Consider the following 20,068-nt stretch of genomic DNA (forward strand, 5'->3'; position numbering starts at 1 on the left):
CTCAGGGGTGAGGGTGACCGTGTACTTTTCTGGCATGAGGAGGGGATTGTTGATTTTCAACCAGTTTCCCTGACTTCTCTCTACCTGTCAAAATCGGTGTGTCGAACTACTAGCCTACAAGAAGTAATTCTACAGCAGACTAATCTAAAGGGCGCGAGGCTACAGGGTAGTAGGACTTGAAGAAACTAAACATTTATCATGCGTTGATAACATTCATTGATGGCAGTGGAAACGGTGCCTCTTTTTCACCCGTTAACCCCAAGTCTGGCAAAGAACTATCCTTTCCAAGGAAGCGGGGCTCGATAAGGATTTTCATGCATATCTAACACTTCCCAAGTTCGAGGATTTACCTGCCCTGTTACTGGAACTTTGTACCGCTGCTGTAAATCTCTCACCGCAGATTCCGTAATGGGACCAAACACTCCATCCACAACGGCACCACTCGGATTTCTTAATCTGACTCCTGCGGCTCCTAAAAAGCCATTGTCTGAGAGAACTTGCTGCAACAGTTGAACGCTTCTGCCGCGATCGCCACGTCGCAGGGTGGGTAATGTAAGATCAGTATACGCGGTGGCGATCAAAACTGGATGCCCTTGTTGTGAAGATATAGGTACGACCTGCGTTTTGTCTAGGGACCAGGCTTCACTAATGCAGCAGGGTTGCGCGATCGCTTTACCAGATAGTGAAACTCCCAGCAGTTCTGCTGCTAAGGCTGTTGGCAAAAATACTTTGGATAGCACAAAAGTGATTTGAGGAATTGAGTTTTGAATTGTGATAGCTCTCATGATGCATTGCCTAATTTACACAGTCAAAGGAGATGATTAATAGGGCTGTATCGGTGCGATCGCGTTAGTTTGCGATCGCCCTTGGTGCTGTGCTCTGCGCGATCACGGAAGCAGCTTGCTGTGAAACACGACCTGCGGCTTTAATTAAATCGGCGGCTTTTTCGCCAATCATGATCGTCGGTGCGTTCGTATTGCCTGTGGTGATTGTTGGCATGATCGAGGCATCCACAACCCGTAACCCCTCAATTCCATGTACGCGGAGTTCAGGATCTACCACTGCCATTGGGTCAGTGCCCATTTTGCAAGTGCCCACCGGATGCCACACGGTACTGCAAGTTTCCCGGACGTAAGCAACGAGGGCTGCATCACTTTGCTTCTCGGCACCCGGAGCGATTTCCTCACCACGAAACTCATCCAAAGCACTGGCACCGAACAAGTTACGAAGTAATTTGATCCCGATCACGAGCTTTTGCACATCCGCTTCACTTTGGAGAAAGTTCATTTGAATCATCGGTGCGGCTTTGGGGTCGAAGGAACGCAAACTGACACTGCCAATGTTTTGGGGATGAGTCAAACAGACGAAACTGGTGAAGCCTAAACCCGAGTGGGCATAACCGGGCGGTGCCAACACAACGGGGCCGAAGAGAAACTGCAAATCTGGCGCAGCATCCAGACTGCCTGGAGTATGCAAAAACAAGCCCGCTTCAGCGACACTACTGGTGCTTGCTGGGTGTAAATCCTGAGTTGCTTCATGTGCTACGGCCACAACAGGGTGGTCTTGAAGATTTTGACCCACACCCGGTAAATTAGCCACTACTGGAATTCCCATTGCTTGCAGGTGTTCTGCATCGCCAATGCCGGAAAGCATGAGCAGCTTGGGCGAATCGAACGCGCCAGCACTTAGAATCACTTCGTGGTTAACCCTAACTTGGTGCAGCGTGCCTTCGTGCAGATATTCGACTCCAATGGTGCGAGTACCCTCGAACAACAAGCGAGTGACAAATGCTCCTGTCGTTACCGTCAAATTGGGACGCTGGAGAATGGGCACAAGGAAGGCAGCAGCGGTACTATGTCGTTTACCATCCTTGATGGTCAATTGATAGAGTCCTGCCCCCTCTTGCTGCATTCCATTAGGATCAGAATTGTGGTCATATCCTACTGCTACTGCTGCGTCTACAAAGCGTTGAGATACCACAGCAGGCGCAATCGGATCGGTGACGCTCAACTCTCCATCAATTCCGTGAAATTCGGACGCACCTCGCTGTTGGTGCTCCGATTTCTTGAAGTATGGTAAAACATCTTGGTAACTCCAACCGGGATTTCCCAATGACTGCCAGTGGTCATAATCGTGAGGATTGCCTCGCAGATAAATCATGATATTAATCGAACTGCTGCCGCCCAAAACTTTCCCACGAGGACAAAAGATTTTGCGGTCATTCAGGTAGGGTTCGGGTTCAGAGAAATATGCCCAGTCCACCTCAGAGCCTTGTAGACTGAGGCATTGCGCCGGGATGTGAATTTCTGATTTTATATCTGGGTTACCCGCTTCAAGTAACAACACGGTTGTGTCACTGTCTTCGGTGAGGCGGTTGGCGACTACACAGCCTGCCGAACCTGCCCCAATCACAATGTAGTCATACTGGGTCATGACATCTTCCTCGGTTATTTGTAATGGCTTTATGTCTCACAAGCAGGCTTATGCTTTAAATATTTCCCAAACCAGCTCAAGGCGGTGGTGCTGGCAATCTCAAAGCCTTCTCCCTGGAAGCCGTCAAAGTGTCCACCTTTCAAAACTGTGAAAGACTTTGGTTCGATCGCGTCTGCATAGACAGCGGCGGCCAATTGGGGAGAGGCAAGGAAGTCTTGCTCGCCCACAATCAGACAGAGCGGAGTGGGAAAGATGGCCTCAGGGTGAGGAATGGCTTCGTAGTAGAGACAATGTTCAATCGATTCAAAGGTGAGCCGATTTTCCCATCTACCTTCGCTGGCATCCTTAGCCAATTCAATCCAAGTAAAGGCATCGGGTGTCGCTAGAAAGGAGGGTTGACCGGGCGGGGCAACCAAGGGGAAGTAGCTCACCTCTCCGGTTTGATACCGTTTGATCCGATCTTCTGCAAGCAACTTTGTGAGTTCATGGAGTGCAAGCGGGGAGGCCAAACGGCGGGAGTTAAGAAATGCATTCACTGTAGGCATTTGGGCCACGATCGCTTTCACGCGCCGATCGAATGCTGCTAAGTGCAGAACGTGACCACCGCTATAGGAGAAGCCCCAAAGACCAATGCGTTCCGGGTCAACTTCGCTTTGAAGTTGGGTCCAGGTAATGGCATTGCGGTAGTCTTCATGCTGCTCGGTCGGGAGCATTTGCCCCCGAGGCTCTCCCTCACTGGCACCCATGTAGCGATAATCGAACAGCGTGACGGCGAATCCAGCCTGAGCAAAGCGCTCAGCAAACTGCGGCAGTCCCATCTCTTTGGTCAAGCCAATGCCATGCGCCATGACAATGGCAGGACAGCGATCGCCAGATGCAACATTATCTGGCGTGTAAAAGGTGACAGAACACTTTAACCCTTTACTCTCAAAACTAGTGCTTCTTTCCATAGCTGCTTATCCTCTGATTCATCATTCATCTGTCATGAAAGCGATCGCTCAGCTACCTTGGCACTGATTAGGCAGGGGTGGGTTGCAGTCCTGTGGTCATTGCTGAGAAGGCGGAGGAATAATCTCGATGCCGTACTTAGGTGCAGTAGTGAGGATGTTATCTAAGTCTTCAGCAATTAAGGGTGGGGCCGCTGTAATTTGACCATTCACTGCCTTTCCCACTTCAGCAATAAATTTCTCAAAGCCAGCAGGTGTCACCCAAACCAACATCTTGGCAGGGACAGAGGTTGTATTGGTAAATTGATGAAGCTGCCCTTTGGGTGAATGGAGAAAGGTTCCAGCCGTTGCCATCAAGGTGCGATCGTCAAGCTGGAATTCAATCTCTCCGTCTTGCACATAGAACGATTCATTTTCTCGACTGTGTCGATGGGGAGGAGTACCACCTTGAGGTGCAACGATGACCTCACAAAGGGCATAGGCTTCCTCGGTCTCTTCACCAATGGCTTTGAAGGTATAGAGATCTTCACCAAAGTAGTAAGAACGACCTTGATCCGATTGAACAAAAAGTCCATTTTGGTTGATAGTCATTGTCGTCTCCCAATAGATCATCTCCCAGCAGACAAGTTGTTACTAACTGGCTCTTGGAAGATTCCAGCGCTGACTGCTCTCTTTTTTCCCTCTCAGGTCACTTCTACAACCGTTTATATGGCCTTAATTTAAGGGACTAATTCAACTCTGTCGTCCATTCAGAGTCCATACTTGAAGCTACAAAACGATCAATCATAAAGCAACCTGAGGTATCAGCTTCATATCCAACTTAAGTTCAGGTTGACATCCAACTTAAGCTAAGATGACAGGCTTACAGACTGGCAATCCTTCGCTTTAATGCAAATCCATTAAGGCTACATCGGTTCCACTTGGCGGAACAGCGCGATCGCCTCAACCCCATTTTTAGCCTGAGTAATCACAGCCATATCCGTATCTTCATTGATGACGGCGGTATGAATTTTGCCTCTAAGTTTGAGATAGATCTGAACTTAAGTTGGATGCCAACCCCATACTTCAGATTGCCCAATGACTGATCGTTTTGTGGCTGCAAGTATGAACTTGGAATGGACGACAGATCTGAGGGAGTTCCCTAAATTAGGGTGATGCAAATTAAGACAATTCAAAGACAGCTCGACGCGACCTCTGCTGCGGAAGACTATCTATGCTTTGTGTTTCGGCAGTTCCCTCAACCTCAAATTCATCCTATCAACAAGCATTAGGAAGCGGCTATTTGGTGGAATATGCTAATCATCAAAATTCAAAAGTTTTTTCTGTTGCTACTGGCATTCAGTGTTTCAATAATTGTGCTGATACGTGCAGAAGTAGCCACTTCTAAGGAAGTAACCCAAAGCTCCAACTCCAAACCCGCGATCGTTCTGGTTCACGGTACCTTCGCTGATGCCACATCCTGGCAACACATCATTCCGTTGCTAGAACGAGATGGCTACACCGTGACGGCTGTGCAGAATACGCTCACCTCTCTCCCAGATGATATTGCCACCACTAAGCGAGTGATTGATGCTCAGAAGGGCGCTGTTGTGGTGGTTGGACATTCTTATGGGGGAAGTGTGATTACGAGCGCGGCGGCTGGTAACCCGCAAGTCAAGGCATTGGTTTATATCGCTGGTTTTGCCCCCGAAGTCGGCGAAAAGATTAGTGAGTTGAATGGTAGGTATGCAGCCCCTCCGCTCAGCACGGCAATTGTGCCTGATACCGCAGGCTTTCTCTTCATTGATCGAGCCAAGCTGCATGAGTTCTTTGCTCAGGATGTTTCCTTAGCTGAGGCTCGAGTGATGGCAGCAACCCAAAAGCCAGTCGCTAGTATCGCTTTCAACCAAACACTCGATCGCGCCGCCTGGAAAACAATTCCCTCTTGGTATCTCGTGACTCAGGAAGATCGGGCGATCAACCCTGAACTTGAGCGCTTTATGGCAAAACGGATCGGTGCCAAAACCAGCGAGATCAAATCCAGCCATGTACCCTTTGTCTCTCATCCCAAAGAGGTTACTAAATTTATCGAGGCGGCTGCAACTGCTGCGATGAAAGCATCCTAGCTTAGTTGAAATACTGTTTTGTAGCCAAGAAGAATAGCCTCTTGGCACAGGTGAATGATTCCACAAACTTAATCACGAAAAGGAGATTCTAAAATGTCTTACGTCACCGTTGGCAAAGAGAATTCCAGCACCATCGATATCTACTATGAAGACTACGGCGCAGGTCAGCCTGTGGTACTTATCCACGGTTTTCCGCTGAACGGACATTCCTGGGAAAAGCAAGTAGGGGTTTTGCTGGCAGCAGGCTACCGAGTCATCACCTACGATCGCCGGGGCTTTGGTAACTCTAGCCAACCCTCTTTTGGCTATGATTACGACACTTTCGCCGCAGATTTGAACACACTCATCGCAGAACTGGACCTGCGGGATGTTTTGCTGGTTGGCTTCTCGATGGGGACGGGTGAAGTGACGCGCTATCTCGGCAAGTACGGCTCAGAGCGGGTGAGTAAAGCAGTACTAATAGCTCCGGTGCCCCCCTTCCTGTTGAAAACAGACGATAACCCAGAAGGAGTGGATCAAAGCGTCTTCGATGGCATTATGAAGAGCATTGTCGCAGACCGTCCCGCCTATCTCTCTCTATTTCTCCACAATTTCTTTAACGTCGATGTATTTCTCGGCGATCGCATCAGCAATGAGGCCATCCAGATGAGCTGGAATGTCGCAGCAGGAGCTTCTGCAAAAGGAACCTTGGACTGTGTACCCTCCTGGTTGACCGACTTCCGAGATGACTTGCCCCACATTGATGTGCCAACCCTAATTATTCAAGGTGAGGCTGACCGCATCCTTCCGATCGCTTCCACTGGTAAGAGGTTGCCGCAGCTCATTAAAGATAGTCGTCTAGTGGTGATCCCTGATGGTCCTCACGCTATCAACTGGACTCATGCAGAACAGGTCAACCCCGCACTGCTAGACTTTCTCAAAGAGGGATAATCATGTTAGTGAGCCAAGTGTTGCGAACGAGTTACAGGTTTGGTTTCTGGCAGAACATTTAGTGGATACTCCATTGGTCTGAAGCGATCGCTCACTGAGGTTGCATTTCATGTTTGAACCCCAAGCAATGGGTACAGATGCAAAAACTCAGCAGGTCACTGCCATCATTTCTCATACGGTTCGCCCTGGGCGCGAGCATGGGTATGAAGAGTGGTTGCACGGTATCGCTGCGGTTGCCCAAAAGTTTAGAGGACACTTGGGAGTCAATGTAATTCGACCGTGGAATCATGCTCACCCTGAATATGTTGCCATCCTCAAATTCGATCAGTACAGTAACCTCAAAACTTGGCTAGAATCTGATATCCGGCAAGAATGGCTGGCGCGATTGCAGCCCCTAATTGAAAAGCCTGAAGCGGTTCAAACCCTAACCGGACTGGAAACCTGGTTTACACTCCCAAACAGAGTAGAGATGCCGCCCCCTCGCTACAAAATGGTGTTAGTGACGTGGCTAGGAGTGTTTCTCACGCTTCCTATCTCGAACCATTTGCTGGCACCACTACTGTCTGATTTGCCTATATTGCTCCAGCAACTGATCAGTACAGGCTTCAGTGTTGCCTTGCTCACTTATCTCATCATGCCACACCTAACTCAACTATTTTGCAAATGGCTGTATCCCCTTCCATAGAACGATATGGAGTTGTCAGAAAAGGCTATTTATTCTTCCCCAATTATTCTTTCCCAAACAAACATCCTACTCATTCACATAGTAAAAATCTATGCCCTGTCAACATCTCAATGAAATGACTCTGGAAAACTTAATTCCGAAAGCCAACTACCCCATGTTCCGGTGTGAAGAGTGCATGCGGACTAACGATCGCTGGGTACATCTGCGAATCTGTCAGACCTGCGGCAAGATGCTATGCTGCGATTCCTCCAAAAATCAGCATGCACGTCGTCATTATGAGGAGAGCGGACATGCTGTGATTAGTTCAGCGGAATTAGGAGAACAATGGCTGTGGTGTTTTACCGATGAGGAGGGAAAGAACTACTGAGCCATCAATTAATCAATTCAGTGAGCGTTTGGCTTTTTCCCCGAACGGAATCGCGTTTGAGATAGCTCTCTATCTAGAAATGCTGAATATGTATACGTTAATGCAGCATCAAATCGATAAATGGTATACAAAATTCCTAACTGTGGCCGTTGAATAACAGGAGATTGAGTGATGGCAAAACCTGTAATTCTCACCGTGGATGATGATCCAGATGTGCTGCAAACAGTATCACGGGATTTACGGCATCAGTATGGCGATCGCTTCCGGATTGTGCGAGCGGATTCTGGGCAGGCGGCATTGGATGCCTTACAACAGCTCAAGCTACGCAATGAGTTTGTGGCACTCTTCTTGGTAGACCAACGCATGCCGCAAATGAGCGGAGTTGAGTTTCTTGAGCAAGCTCTGGATATGTACCCAAACTCCAAGCGGGCCTTGCTCACGGCCTATGCGGATACAGATGCTGCCATTCGAGCCATCAATAGTATCCAGATCGACTATTACCTACTCAAGCCTTGGGACCCTCCTGAAGAGCGGTTATATCCAGTTTTAGATGATTTGCTCGATGACTGGTTTGCGTCTTTTCGGCCTCCCTTTGAAGGCATTCGGGTAGTTGGCAACCGTTGGTCTCCCTTGTCTCATCAAGTCAAAGACTTTCTGGCCCGCAACCAAGTGCCTTACCAGTGGTTGGATATTGAACTAGAAGGTGAAGCTACGCAGCTAGTGGAATATGCTGAAGCTGATGGCAAGCAACAATTGCCATTAGTTTTGTTCCCTGATGGTTCCCGGTTAATCCAACCCTCAAATCTGGCGATCGCAGAAAAGATTGGCTTACAAACCCAAGCAGAGCGTCCTTTCTACGACCTAGCTATTATTGGTGGCGGGCCAGCAGGGTTAGCCGCTGCGGTTTACGGAGCCTCGGAAGGACTCAGCACCGTCATGATTGAGCGTCAAGCCCCAGGCGGGCAAGCGGGTTCTAGCTCACGCATTGAGAATTATTTAGGATTTCCGGTAGGCTTAAGTGGGGTAGACTTGGCTCGGCGAGCGGTAGCCCAAGCGCGACGATTTGGGGTAGAAATTCTCACTCCTCAAGAAGTAACAGCAGTCGAGATCACTAATCCCTACCGAATTCTGCATTTGGCTGACGGCAGCGAAATTAGTTGTCACGCGCTGTTAGTAGCAACCGGAGTTGCCTATCGCAAGTTGGATGTGCCAGGCATGGACCAACTGTGTGGAGCGGGCGTCTATTACGGAGCAGCGATGACCGAAGCGATCGCTTGCCAGGGTGAAACCGTTTATATTGTGGGCGGTGCCAACTCTGCGGGACAAGCCGCGATGCACTTCTCTAAATATGCCCTCGAAGTCGTGATGTTGGTGCGATCGCCCTTAACCAAGAGTATGTCGCAGTACTTAATTGACCAGATAGAAGCGACAAATAACATCAAAGTTTGTGTCGGTTGTGCGGTTGAGGAAGTCAAAGGCGACAAAAACCTAGAGGCGATTGTCATCAAAAACATCCACACAGGCGAGAGCGAAACCGTCGAAGCTGCCTCTTTGTTTATCTTTATCGGGGCAATGCCCAAAACCGACTGGTTGGATGGCGTAGTAGAGCGAGATGAGCGAGGGTTTATCTTGACTGGGCCTGACTTGATCCGTGATGGTAAGCCTCCCAAAGGGTGGAATCAGGATCGATCGCCTTTTCTTTTAGAAACCAGTGTTCCCGGCATTTTTGCCGCTGGAGACGCGCGGTATAACTCCGTGAAGCGGGTGGCATCGGGTGTGGGTGAAGGATCGATCGCGGTGCAATTTATCCATCGTTATCTAAGTAAGGTATGACATGGTGAATCGCAAGTTGTGCATCGAAGACCTGCTCAAACTGGAGGCGTTTCAACATCTGTCCCAAACCCGATTAGAGTGGGTATGCGATCGCACTCAAACTGTGATGGTGCAGGCTGGAGAGACACTAATTCAAGAGCGAGATCCGCATCGGGGCTTATTTATCCTGGTAAAGGGTCAAATGCTGATTACCCGTCGCAGTGAGGGGACAGAGATCCCGCTAGGGAGACATCAAGCACCCGCCTTCTTTGGAGAAGTTCAAGTCCTGACAGATGAGCCTGCTCCAGTGACCCTGCGAGCCATCACAGATTGCCATCTTCACGAAATTGAAGCCAGTGACTTTCTGACGCTGTTGCACGAATGCCGCACGTTCGAGCGGATGGTGTTCCGTATTGTGGAACAACGGTTGCGTGGGTTAGAGTCCTTCATCCGGGGGCGGGAGAAAATGGCAGCCCTGGGCACGCTAGCCGCAGGTCTAGCTCATGAACTCAACAATCCCGCCGCCGCACTGGTGCGCGCATTGCGAGAAATGCCCCCAGCCATTCTAGAACTCCAGCGCATGAACTTGGTTTATGGTAAACGCCAAGTGGATGACGCACATACGCAACAGTGGCTACAGACGCGGGATGTAGGCTATGACTTGATTCTGAACAATCGCGTAGATGCTGTAACTCTGAGCGATCGCACCGAAATCTTAGAAAATTGGCTAGAAGACTATGGAGTTAGCCAAGCATGGAAACTGGCAGAACCCCTAGCAGAGGGAGGCGTTGAGACTGAAACCTTAGACCAACTGATGGTGCGTTGGCGAGATGACCCCACTGAATTACGCGAGATTGGGTTGCAATGGCTATCACTTTCGTTTGAGGTGATATCCATGATTAAACATGGTCTGCGGGGAGCAGAGCGAATTTCAGAACTGGTGCAAGCGATGAAGTCCTATTCCTACTTGGATCAAGGCACTCGACAAGAAGTAGATGTGCATCAAGGATTGGAAGATACCTTGCGATTGTTTGCTCATAAACTCAAGCAGGGAGTCCAAGTTAAACGGTGTTATGATAAGCAGCTGCCCAAGTTACTGGTTTATGGCAGCGAACTCAATCAGGTGTGGACGAACTTAATCGATAACGCCATTGATGCTATGAATGGCAAAGGAGTGCTGACCATTACCACGCAACGTAAGGAGCATTCTGTCCGCGTTGACATCATGGATTCTGGCGATGGCATTCCGCCTGAAATTCAGTCACGCATCTTTGAGCCATTCTTCACGACCAAAGCAGTAGGCAAAGGCTCAGGACTTGGATTAGAAGCTGTGCGGCGCATTGTCGAAAATCGTCACCAAGGTACGATTTTAGTTGAATCGCAGCCGGGAAACACTTGTTTTAGCATTTGCTTACCTCTCGTGTAAGCTGGGGCAACCATCCTAATGATTCAGCATATTATTGGCAGGGGTGCGATCACTCGGTTACCCCTTGCCAGAAATTCCTGATCAAGCGTGACGCGAACCATTATGTGAGGCTGCTGAGCTACACTTAAGCTACAGGACAGGCACGGCTAGAAGGTATTAAGTAAAAGCTATTATAATTTTTGCTTTGTACCTATCATGAATGACTCCACTGCCCACTCACTTTTAAGCAGGCTCTAAACTAGGATACATGCAGAAGCTCTTGCATCCCCTGTTTAGAGGTTTATCGAATGTGCCGCTCAGAGTAGCGCTCATTGTTCCTTTTGTTCTGCAAATTACCGCGGCGGTTGGGTTAACGGCATATTTTTCCTTAAGAGATGGTCAGAGAGCAGTCAATGAAGTTGCGGCTGAGCTGAGAAACGAAGTTACAAATCGCGTCCATCAGCATCTTGCTAACTATCTAGAAACTCCGCAATTGGTCACTGCGATCAACGCCAGTGCGTTTCGCTTAGGGGAGTTGAATTTGCGAGACGGCAAGCGTTTGGAGCAGCATTTCTGGCAACAAATGCAGTTGTTTCAGTCTTTAAACCCGATCGCCTTTGGCAGTGAGCAGGGAGAGATTCATGCTGTGGACCGCTTGCAGGACGGAACCCTCGTCATTCGCGTAATCGATGCCTCCACTGCTGGCAAGTACCACACCTACACGATTAATCAGCAAGGTAATCGCCAGCAATTGATCCGGCTGGATACCACCTTCGACCCTCGGATTCGTCCCTGGTATCGCGAGGCGGTGCAAGCAAATAAACCAACTTGGACAGCAGTCTATCCCTATTTCTCTTCTAGAGGGCTAGCCGTCAGTGCCACTCGACCTATTTATGACGGAGCGGGGACTTTAATTGGTGCGACCAATGCCACGGTTTCACTCTCACAACTGGATGACTTTTTGCACCGGCTGAAGGTGGGCCGCTCTGGACAAACCTTTATCATCGAGCGCTCAGGCAACCTCGTGGCTAGTTCAACGGCTGAGCTACCTTTTAGCTTGAATCTAGAGGGAGTGGCGGACCCGCGACGACGGCTAAGTGCGATCGCCAGCCGGAATCAGATGACTCGCCTGACGGCGCAACAATTACAAAAATACTTTGGTAGTCTTAGCTCTATTCGGCAGAGCCAACAACTCGATTTTGTCGTGGAGGGTCAGCGGCAGTTTGTGCAAGTCATGCCCTTTACCGACCCTTATGGGTTGGATTGGTTGATTGTAGTGGTGGTGCCAGAAGCAGATTTTATGGAGCACATCGAAGCAAGCCGACGCACTACGGTTTTGCTGTGCCTAGGGGCGTTGCTGGTGGCGATCGTTCTAGGAGTGCTCACGTCTCACCGCATTACTGACCCAATTCTCCGTTTGTGCTCGGCCTCCCAAGCCCTAGCCAATGGGAACTTTAACCAAACTGTCAGCCTCGGAGGGGTGAATGAATTTAGAGTTTTAGCTCAAGCTCATAACCAGATGGCGGCGCAATTGCGAGGCTCTTTTGCAGCTCTAGAAGCAGTGAAGGATGAGTTAGAGCTGCGCGTGACACAGCGCACAGCCGAATTACAAGAACGCACCTTGCAACTGCGACAAGCCCTCGATTTAGAAGCACTGCTGAAAAGAGTTACAGATAAGGTGCGGGACAGTTTGGATGAAGCCCAGATTCTAGAAACTGTGGTGCAGGAATTAAACCAGGCGCTAATCGCAGAGTGCTGTAATGCCGCCCTATATGATCTAGAGAAAAACGTCATTACAATCCACTACGAGGCGGTGACGCCTGGTTGGCCTTCTAGTCAGAGCGGTGCATTACCTCTAGAGACTGTCTCAGATGTCCACCAAGCGTTGCTGGAGGGGCAGATCCTGCAGTTCTGTCGCTTAGCACCCAAGTTTAGTAGACCTCAAGCGGCGATTTTGGCTTGCCCAATCTTTGATGATCAGGGAGTCTTAGGAGACCTATGGATCTTCCGCCTGCCCAACTGCGTGTTCGATGACCTAGAGGTCCGCTTAGTGCAACAAGCAGCCAATCAGTGCGCGATCGCCATTCGTCAAGCTCGCTTATATCAAGCAGCTCAAGCCCAAGTCGAAGTTTTGCAACATCTGCATCAACTCAAAGATGACTTCCTGAGTACCGTATCCCACGAACTGCGTACGCCAATCTCTAACATGAAGCTGGCACTTCACATGCTCAAGCTCTCTCCCTCCTCAGAGCGGCAGCAGCAATACCTAGAAATCCTACAAGCTGAGTGCGCCAGAGAAGCGAACCTAATCAATGACTTGCTAGACTTACAGCGACTTGAAGCAGATCGCTATCCTATATCCCTTGAGACAATTGTGCTTCAAGACTGGCTGACCAGCATCGTCCAACCATTTTCGACCCGCATGCAAGAGCGGGGTCAACAATTCACAGTTGATCTACCACCTCATGTTCTGCCGATTCAGTCAGACCGCAATAGCTTAGCTCGATTACTAGCTGAGTTGCTCAATAATGCCTGTAAATACACGCCACCTCAAGGCGAGATTCAACTGAGAGTTGAGCAGCAGATCGACCCCGCGCTCCCTGATCAACCTGCGGCACTCAGGACTCAGTTTGAAGTGAGTAATCAAGCAGAAATTCCGCCTGCTGCATTGCCTCATATTTTTGAGAAGTTTTACCGAGTGCCTCACGCCGACCCGTGGCGGCAAGGTGGAACTGGTCTAGGACTAGCCTTGGTACAAAAGCTAGTGGCGCAAATAGGTGGAGAGCTACGAGTAGACAGCGGCCAAGGTTGGACAACTTTTGAAGTGTTACTGGAAGGTCACGAAAATTCTGATTCTAGTCAACTCCGCTAATGACTTAGTTCCAGTAAGTAACCAGCCAAATCAGTAGTGAAGCTGCAAATCCTGAGCCTCTAGAAGCGCATCCTCTAGGATGAGAAGTAGGGGACTACAAATCAATAACTGTTGACCACAGGCCTATGCAACCGGATGCATCTAGGGACGAAACGAATTGGTTAGCCGCTCATGCTACTTTCTCTGGTGGTGGAGAAATGGGTGCGCTCATGCGGACGATTGACTGGGCTAAAACGCCGGTCGGATCGGCAGAGACTTGGCCCCAAAGCCTAAAGATTGCTGTTCGTATCCTGCTGCAATGTCAGTTGCCAATGTACATTGCTTGGGGACAGGAATTTACTCAGTTTTATAACGACGCCTATCGTCCGATTTTAGGTGATAAGCATCCAGCAGCTTTAGGAATTAGTGCCCAAGAAACTTGGCCAGAGATTTGGAGCACCATTGGTCCCATGTGGGCAGAGGTATGGCAAGGCAAGTCCTTTGGCTTTGATAATTTTAAGCTCACGATCGATCGCTTTGGCTATCCAGAGGATTGCTACTTCAATTTCTCTTATAGCCCTGTTCCAGATGACGCTGGTAACGTCGCAGGTATCCTCGTCACATTTACAGAAACAACTGAAAAGGTACTGCTTGAAAAACGGTTGCAAGCCAATGCCAACCAACTATCGCGCATCTTTAAACATGCGCCTGTAGGGATTGCTGTCCTGCGAGGCTCAGATTTTGTCTTTGAGTTTGCTAACGAGCGCTACCTGGAACTGGTTGGTCACAGACTAGTGGTGGGTAAGTCAGTGCAGGCGGCGCTGCCTGAGTTGGCGGGTCAGGGTATTTATGAGTTACTCGACGTTGTTTACACAACGGGGCAACCCTACATAGGCAGAATCCAGGTAATGCTGAATCGTGGTCAGCCACAGACGATTGAGGAGTGCTTCTTTGAGGTCGTTTACCAACCTCTCCCCGATGAGTATGACAAGACCGACAGCATCGTTGTAGTTGCCTTTGAAGTGACTGAGATTTCCAATGCCCAGCGTGAAGCTGAGTTAGCCAACCGAGCTAAAGATGAATTCTTGGCTATGCTGGGGCATGAACTCCGCAATCCGCTCGCGCCAATCCTGACTGCGCTGAACCTGATGCGACTGCGCGGCATCTCAGAAGTAGACAAAGAACGGACAGTGATTGAGCGTCAAGTGCATCACCTAGTAGGTCTGGTCGATGATTTACTGGATGTATCGCGTCTCGCTCGGGGCAAGCTGACGCTCCAGCAGGAACCCTTGGAACTAGCAGCGATCGTTGCAGAAGCGGTGGAGCAGTGCAGCCCTTTATTAGAACAACGCCGACACAACCTCACAATTGGGGTGCCTAGCACAGGGCTCATGATTGAAGCTGATCCTAGACGGTTGGCACAGGTGATTGCGAACTTGCTGAATAATGCAGCTAAATACACCGAGCCAGAAGGTGAGATTAGCATCTTAGCGGAGCGGGTAGACAGCGAAGTATGGTTGCGTGTCAGGGATACGGGGAACGGCATTGCGCCTGAACTCTTACCCAAAGTATTTGACCTGTTCTACCAGGAGCAGCAGTCTATTGAGCGATCGCAGGGAGGTTTAGGGCTTGGACTGGCAATTGTCAAAAACCTAGTCACCCTACATGGAGGACGAGTATCAGCGGCGAGTGCAGGCAAAGGCCAAGGTAGCGAATTCTCGGTGTGGTTGCCATTAGCGCCTCAGTTGGCTCAAAGTGAGAAAACTCTAGCTGACATCCCTGCGCCGACGGGTCAGCAGCCACTTCGTATCCTCATCGTTGATGACAATATGGATGCGGCTGAAGTCTTGGCGATCTCGCTAAATCTCTGTGGGCATATCACGGAAGTTGCCTACGACGGTCTCCAAGGGCTGGAGATCGCTCAGTCTTTTCTGCCAGACATCGCGGTGCTGGATATTGGGCTGCCGGGGATGGATGGTTATGAGCTGGCTCGTCGTCTCCGTCACGTACCAGCCTTGAGCCAGATCCGACTCTTAGCTCTAAGCGGCTATGGTCAGCCAGAAGACCGCGATCGCTCTCGTCAAGCAGGTTTCGCGGTGCATTTAGTCAAGCCCGTCGATCTAACTGAGCTAAGCGCGGCTTTGTCTGCAAACTAACCTTGAGCGACCTGGAATGCGGGCAGGCTGTGGCCACAGAAAGTGGTTCATTCTATTAGGCCAAACCCTCATAGTTCTCTCCCCTAGTAGGTGTAAGTTCACTAAAAGGGATCTAAGCTCAAAGTCTAGGCGAGACAAGTCAGACATTTAGTTAACAGGTAACTCGATGAGTATCCATGTAGAAAGAAGTATTCGGATTGACCGCTCTCCTCAAGAGCTGTATCAGTTCTGGCGCAACTTTGAGAACTTGCCACGGTTCATGAATCACCTAGAGTCAGTGAAAGTGTTAGATGAACAGCGTTCTCATTGGATTACCAAAGCTCCCTTAGGCAACCACATTGAATGGGATGCTGAGATCACGCAGGACCAAGAAAATGAGCTAATTTGCTGGCGATCGCTGCCTGGCAGTAATGTGCCTAACGAAGGCTGTGTCAGCTTTCGCAGCTCGGAGTACGAAGCGGGCACAGAAGTCAAGGTAACAATGGACTACAGCCCCTTTGGTGGCATGGCAGGAGCAGTCATTGCTACATTTTTGGGTGAAGCTCCAGACGGGCAACTGTACGAAGATTTGTGGCGGCTCAAGCAGGAGATCGAAGGAGGAAACACTGCTCTTTAATTTCGCAAATTTGACATTGAGCTAGCTACAAAGCTATTTTTCAACCTAATCCGCATTGAATCAAGCCTAATGACATCCATCTCTATGGCGATCGCTCCCCTCAGTTGGCCCGAACTAGAAGCTCTCACCGATTTTCAAGTCGATACGGTTAATGGGCCTACCAATGCTCAAGCTCGTTTGCGCCTGTTCGGGCACAGCGAGTCCGAGGTGCGCGTCACGCTATATCGCGACAATCACGCTTGGTGCCCTTACTGCCAGAAAATTTGGCTATGGCTAGAGGAAAAGCAGATTCCTTACCGCATCGAAAAAGTGACCATGTTCTGCTACGGAGAAAAGGAGAGCTGGTACAAACGCAAGGTGCCATCGGGCATGCTACCCGCGATCGAACTAGATGGCCGTCTGATCACCGAAAGTGATGACATTTTGATCGCCCTAGAACAGGTATTCGGCCCCCTCGGTCTTGGCATGAAAGACCCAACCGTGATGCCACTGCGGCAGTTGGAGCGGCTACTCTTTAGAGCTTGGTGTACTTGGCTTTGCTACCCAACCGGATCAGCTCGGCAAGAGCAGCGCAACCGGGAGCAATTTACAGGCGTAGTAGATAAGGTCGAGTTTGCTTTAGGTAGCACCCCAGGCCCTTACTTCTTAGAGGAGTTCGGCACTGCTGATGTGATCTTTACTCCCTATGTAGAGCGCATGAATGCCAGTCTGTATTACTACAAAGGTTATTCCCTGCGAGAGGCAAACCCTCGTTTAGGTAACTGGTTTGCCGCAATGGAAAGCCGACCAACCTATTGTGGCACTCAAAGCGACTTTCATACTCACGTGCATGATTTGCCGCCTCAAATGGGGGGCTGCTGGGAAAACGGTGAGCCTCAGATGCTGCGGAACAAAACCCAGGTCGATCAAGGCCCTTGGTTTGGGCTGCCTGATGTGGCTTACCCAGAGCCTGAGACTTCACGGGCTGAAGCCCTGCACCGAGTAATTAAGCACCGCGCCAATATTATTCGGGTCAATCCCGCTGATGACAAACTATTTGATGAAGCTTTGCGGTGTGCCCTCACCTACATGATGACCAATCAAACTTGTTTGCCACCCTCAGGGGCTGATCTGGCGCTGCGATATTTGCGCGATCGCATTAATGCGCCCCGCGATATGTCTATCTACGCGGCTAAACAACTGAGGACAGCCTTAGAGACAACTGCTGCATTGGTGGGCGATCGCCAGAGCCCTCCCCTTCCCGTCAAACATCGACGGGATCAAGATCCAGCTAACTTTGCCAGGAATTGAGACTGTCGATTTAGTGGTTGATTTAGTAACGGCTTTGTCACTGCTCAATCCTCATGATAAAGAAAAAAGCCTCCCACTGGGAGGCTTTTCTATTAGTTAGGAAACATCAAACGCTTACTGGAAGCAGCAAGCTACGTTTAGCCCTATGAAGCAGCTTGGCGCTCTTTGGTTTCCTTAATCACTTCCTCAGCGATGTTGTTTGGGCAAGGCGCATAGTGCGAGAACGACATCGAGAACTGACCACGACCTGAGGTCATCGTCCGGAGGTCACCAATGTAGCCAAACATCTCACTCAAGGGCACATCTGCCTTGATTCGGGCCCCGGTCGGGCCTGTCTCTTGAGATTTCATCATGCCCCGACGACGGTTGAGGTCGCCAATGACATCGCCCATGTAGTTGTCTGGAGTGAAGACATCTACGTTCATGATGGGTTCCAGCAGTTGAGGGCTCGCCTTAGGCATCGATTGGCGATAAGCTGCTTTAGCCGCGATCTCAAACGCCATTGCTGACGAGTCAACCGGGTGGAAACCACCTTCTAGGAGCGTGAACTTCAAGTCTAGGCAAGGGAACCCAGCCAATACACCTTTATCAATACAGCTTTCAAAGCCTTTCTGCACTGCTGGCCAGTATTCTCTAGGTACACTACCCCCTGTCACCTTGGACTCGAATACAAAACCAGTACCTGCTTCACCAGGCTCAATGACGTAGCCAATCTTGGCAAATTGACCCGAACCACCCGACTGCTTCTTGTGGGTGTAATCATCTTCCAGACGCTTGGTGATCGACTCGCGGTAAGCAACTTGAGGTTTGCCAACCTCTACTTCCACCCCGTGAGTCCGCTTGAGGATGTCAACCTTAATATCGAGGTGCAGCTCGCCCATCCCCTTCAGGATCGTTTCGCCACTCTCCTCATCCGTCATCATGTGGAAAGATGGGTCTTCTTGCACCATCTTGGTCAAGGCAGCGACCATTTTCTCCTCACCACCTTTGGTTTTGGGTCTAACCGAGATCGAAATCACAGGTTCTGGGAAGACCATTGGTTCCAATGTCGCTGGATTCTTGGGATCGCAGAGGGTATGGCCCGTCTGGACATTTTTCATGCCGACGATCGCGACAATGTCACCCGCTTGAGCCGATTCGATCTCTTCGCGGGAATTGGCGTGCATCTCCACCAGACGGCTGATCCGCTCGGTCTTACCAGTAGCTGTGTTGAGGACCGTATCACCCTTGGATAGTTTACCGGAGTAAATCCGGGTAAAGGTGAGCGCGCCAAAGCGATCGTCCATAATCTTGAACGCCAAAGCGCGCAATGGCTTCTCGGAGTCAACGTAGGCGAAGGTGCCCATCTCGTTGCCTTCGAGGTCCATTTCTGGCTGAGGCTTGACTTCCGTGGGGTTAGGTAGGTAGTCCACTACCGCATCCAGCACCAACTGTACCCCTTTGTTTTTGAACGAGGAGCCGCAGTAGGTGGGGAAGAAGGCTAGGTCGATGGTGCCCTTACGGATACACCGCTTAATTTCGTCGATGGTCAGCTCTTCGCCTTCCAGGTATTTCTCCATCAATTCGTCGTCTTGCTCGACCGCAGTTTCAATCAACTGCTCACGATAGGTCTCGACCTGATCGGCCATGTCGGCAGGAACATCTTTGATCTGGTAGTTCATGGGATCGCCAGAGTTATCCCAGATCCAAGCTTTACGGGTTAGCAGATCAACGACACCACTAAACTGCTCTTCCACACCGATGGGCAACACCATGACCAAAGGCTTAGCACCTAAGACTTGTTCAACTTGCTTGACGACACGGTAGAAGTCAGCTCCGGTGCGATCGAGCTTGTTAACGTAGATCACACGAGAAACTTTGGAGTCGTTTGCATAACGCCAGTTGGTTTCAGACTGGGGTTCAACACCACCAGAACCACAGAAAACACCGACACCACCATCGAGCACTTTAAGGGAACGATAAACTTCAATGGTGAAGTCTACGTGACCTGGGGTGTCAATGATATTGAGTTGGTGGTCGTTCCAGAAACAGCTCGTAGCAGCAGACTGAATCGTGATGCCACGTTCTTGCTCCTGTTCCATGAAGTCTGTCGTCGCCGCACCTTCATGGACCTCACCAATCTTGTGGATCTTACCGGTCAGTTTCAGGATTCTTTCAGTTGTGGTCGTTTTACCTGCATCAACGTGAGCGAAGATGCCGATATTGCGATAACGAGTGAGGTCTTTCATAGTTGCTCTTTAGATTAAATGCGACAAAACGTTGACGACCACCTGCAAGCGATACTCAGAGGGAATCGGTGTTGCTTTCGTAGCTAGTACAGGCTGAATTTCAACCACTTGGAATATTAGGGAACCCTTTTCCACACTTACGGCAACGTTGCCAATTGTAAAGTGTTGTGATGTAGGAACGGTACTAAAATTCCCTAAAAATTAGGTCTTAAGCGCTCTCACGACTTAAGATCAAAAATTTTC

General features: G+C 49.8%; 16 protein-coding genes. 11 read left to right on the top strand and 5 right to left on the bottom strand.

Annotated features, from left to right (window positions below; genetic code table 11):
- Window positions 1-69: 69 nt before the first annotated feature.
- Window positions 70-180, top strand: a complete 111-nt coding sequence (locus H6F90_RS31465; RefSeq protein ID WP_370587989.1) for a pentapeptide repeat-containing protein — start codon at window positions 70-72, stop codon at window positions 178-180.
- Between the two features lie 95 nt (window positions 181-275).
- Here H6F90_RS31465 and H6F90_RS10245 read toward each other — a convergent pair whose 3' ends face one another.
- From H6F90_RS10245 to H6F90_RS10260, 4 genes are all read right to left on the bottom strand, one after another.
- Window positions 276-785: a peptidoglycan-binding protein gene (locus tag H6F90_RS10245; protein WP_190552387.1), complete on the bottom strand. Its 510-nt coding sequence runs from the start codon at window positions 783-785 to the stop codon at window positions 276-278.
- 64 nt (window positions 786-849) lie between these two features.
- On the bottom strand, window positions 850-2,433 hold the full coding sequence (locus H6F90_RS10250) for a GMC family oxidoreductase (RefSeq protein WP_190552388.1): 1,584 nt from the start codon (window positions 2,431-2,433) through the stop codon (window positions 850-852).
- Window positions 2,434-2,462: 29 nt separating this feature from the next.
- A complete protein-coding gene (locus H6F90_RS10255) occupies window positions 2,463-3,383 on the bottom strand; it encodes an alpha/beta hydrolase (protein WP_190552389.1) in 921 nt (306 codons plus the stop codon).
- A gap of 96 nt (window positions 3,384-3,479) precedes the next feature.
- Window positions 3,480-3,971 (bottom strand): cupin domain-containing protein, encoded by a 492-nt coding sequence (locus tag H6F90_RS10260; RefSeq protein ID WP_190552390.1) that lies wholly within the window; start codon window positions 3,969-3,971, stop codon window positions 3,480-3,482.
- Between the two features lie 764 nt (window positions 3,972-4,735).
- Between H6F90_RS10260 and H6F90_RS10265 the strand changes: the two genes are divergently transcribed.
- The 10 genes from H6F90_RS10265 to H6F90_RS10310 all read left to right on the top strand — a co-directional run bounded on the left by H6F90_RS10265 (window position 4,736) and on the right by H6F90_RS10310 (window position 17,597).
- Window positions 4,736-5,485, top strand: coding sequence for an alpha/beta hydrolase (locus H6F90_RS10265; protein WP_190552391.1), 750 nt, complete (start codon window positions 4,736-4,738; stop codon window positions 5,483-5,485).
- Window positions 5,486-5,578: 93 nt separating this feature from the next.
- Window positions 5,579-6,415: an alpha/beta fold hydrolase gene (locus tag H6F90_RS10270; RefSeq protein ID WP_190552392.1), complete on the top strand. Its 837-nt coding sequence runs from the start codon at window positions 5,579-5,581 to the stop codon at window positions 6,413-6,415.
- Window positions 6,416-6,524: 109 nt separating this feature from the next.
- Window positions 6,525-7,100, top strand: coding sequence for an antibiotic biosynthesis monooxygenase (locus H6F90_RS10275; protein WP_190552393.1), 576 nt, complete (start codon window positions 6,525-6,527; stop codon window positions 7,098-7,100).
- 91 nt (window positions 7,101-7,191) lie between these two features.
- Entirely contained in the window at window positions 7,192-7,467 is a 276-nt protein-coding gene (locus H6F90_RS10280) for a UBP-type zinc finger domain-containing protein (protein ID WP_190552394.1), read from the top strand.
- 171 nt (window positions 7,468-7,638) lie between these two features.
- Window positions 7,639-9,300: a response regulator gene (locus tag H6F90_RS10285; protein ID WP_190552395.1), complete on the top strand. Its 1,662-nt coding sequence runs from the start codon at window positions 7,639-7,641 to the stop codon at window positions 9,298-9,300.
- Between the two features lies 1 nt (window position 9,301).
- A complete protein-coding gene (locus H6F90_RS10290) occupies window positions 9,302-10,705 on the top strand; it encodes a sensor histidine kinase (RefSeq protein ID WP_190552396.1) in 1,404 nt (467 codons plus the stop codon).
- 247 nt (window positions 10,706-10,952) lie between these two features.
- Window positions 10,953-13,556, top strand: a complete 2,604-nt coding sequence (locus H6F90_RS10295) for a cache domain-containing protein (protein WP_190552397.1) — start codon at window positions 10,953-10,955, stop codon at window positions 13,554-13,556.
- 125 nt (window positions 13,557-13,681) lie between these two features.
- Entirely contained in the window at window positions 13,682-15,691 is a 2,010-nt protein-coding gene (locus H6F90_RS10300; RefSeq protein WP_199295843.1) for an ATP-binding protein, read from the top strand.
- Between the two features lie 166 nt (window positions 15,692-15,857).
- Window positions 15,858-16,307 (top strand): SRPBCC family protein, encoded by a 450-nt coding sequence (locus H6F90_RS10305; protein ID WP_190443057.1) that lies wholly within the window; start codon window positions 15,858-15,860, stop codon window positions 16,305-16,307.
- A 69-nt stretch (window positions 16,308-16,376) separates the two neighbouring features.
- Complete coding sequence (locus H6F90_RS10310) at window positions 16,377-17,597, top strand: glutathione S-transferase family protein (protein ID WP_370587988.1); 1,221 nt, start codon at window positions 16,377-16,379, stop codon at window positions 17,595-17,597.
- A gap of 143 nt (window positions 17,598-17,740) precedes the next feature.
- Here H6F90_RS10310 and fusA read toward each other — a convergent pair whose 3' ends face one another.
- Window positions 17,741-19,825: an elongation factor G gene (fusA, locus tag H6F90_RS10315; RefSeq protein ID WP_190552398.1), complete on the bottom strand. Its 2,085-nt coding sequence runs from the start codon at window positions 19,823-19,825 to the stop codon at window positions 17,741-17,743.
- Window positions 19,826-20,068 lie beyond the last annotated feature (243 nt).

The sequence above is a fragment of the Trichocoleus sp. FACHB-591 genome, from assembly GCF_014695845.1.
GTDB lineage: Bacteria > Cyanobacteriota > Cyanobacteriia > FACHB-46 > FACHB-46 > Trichocoleus.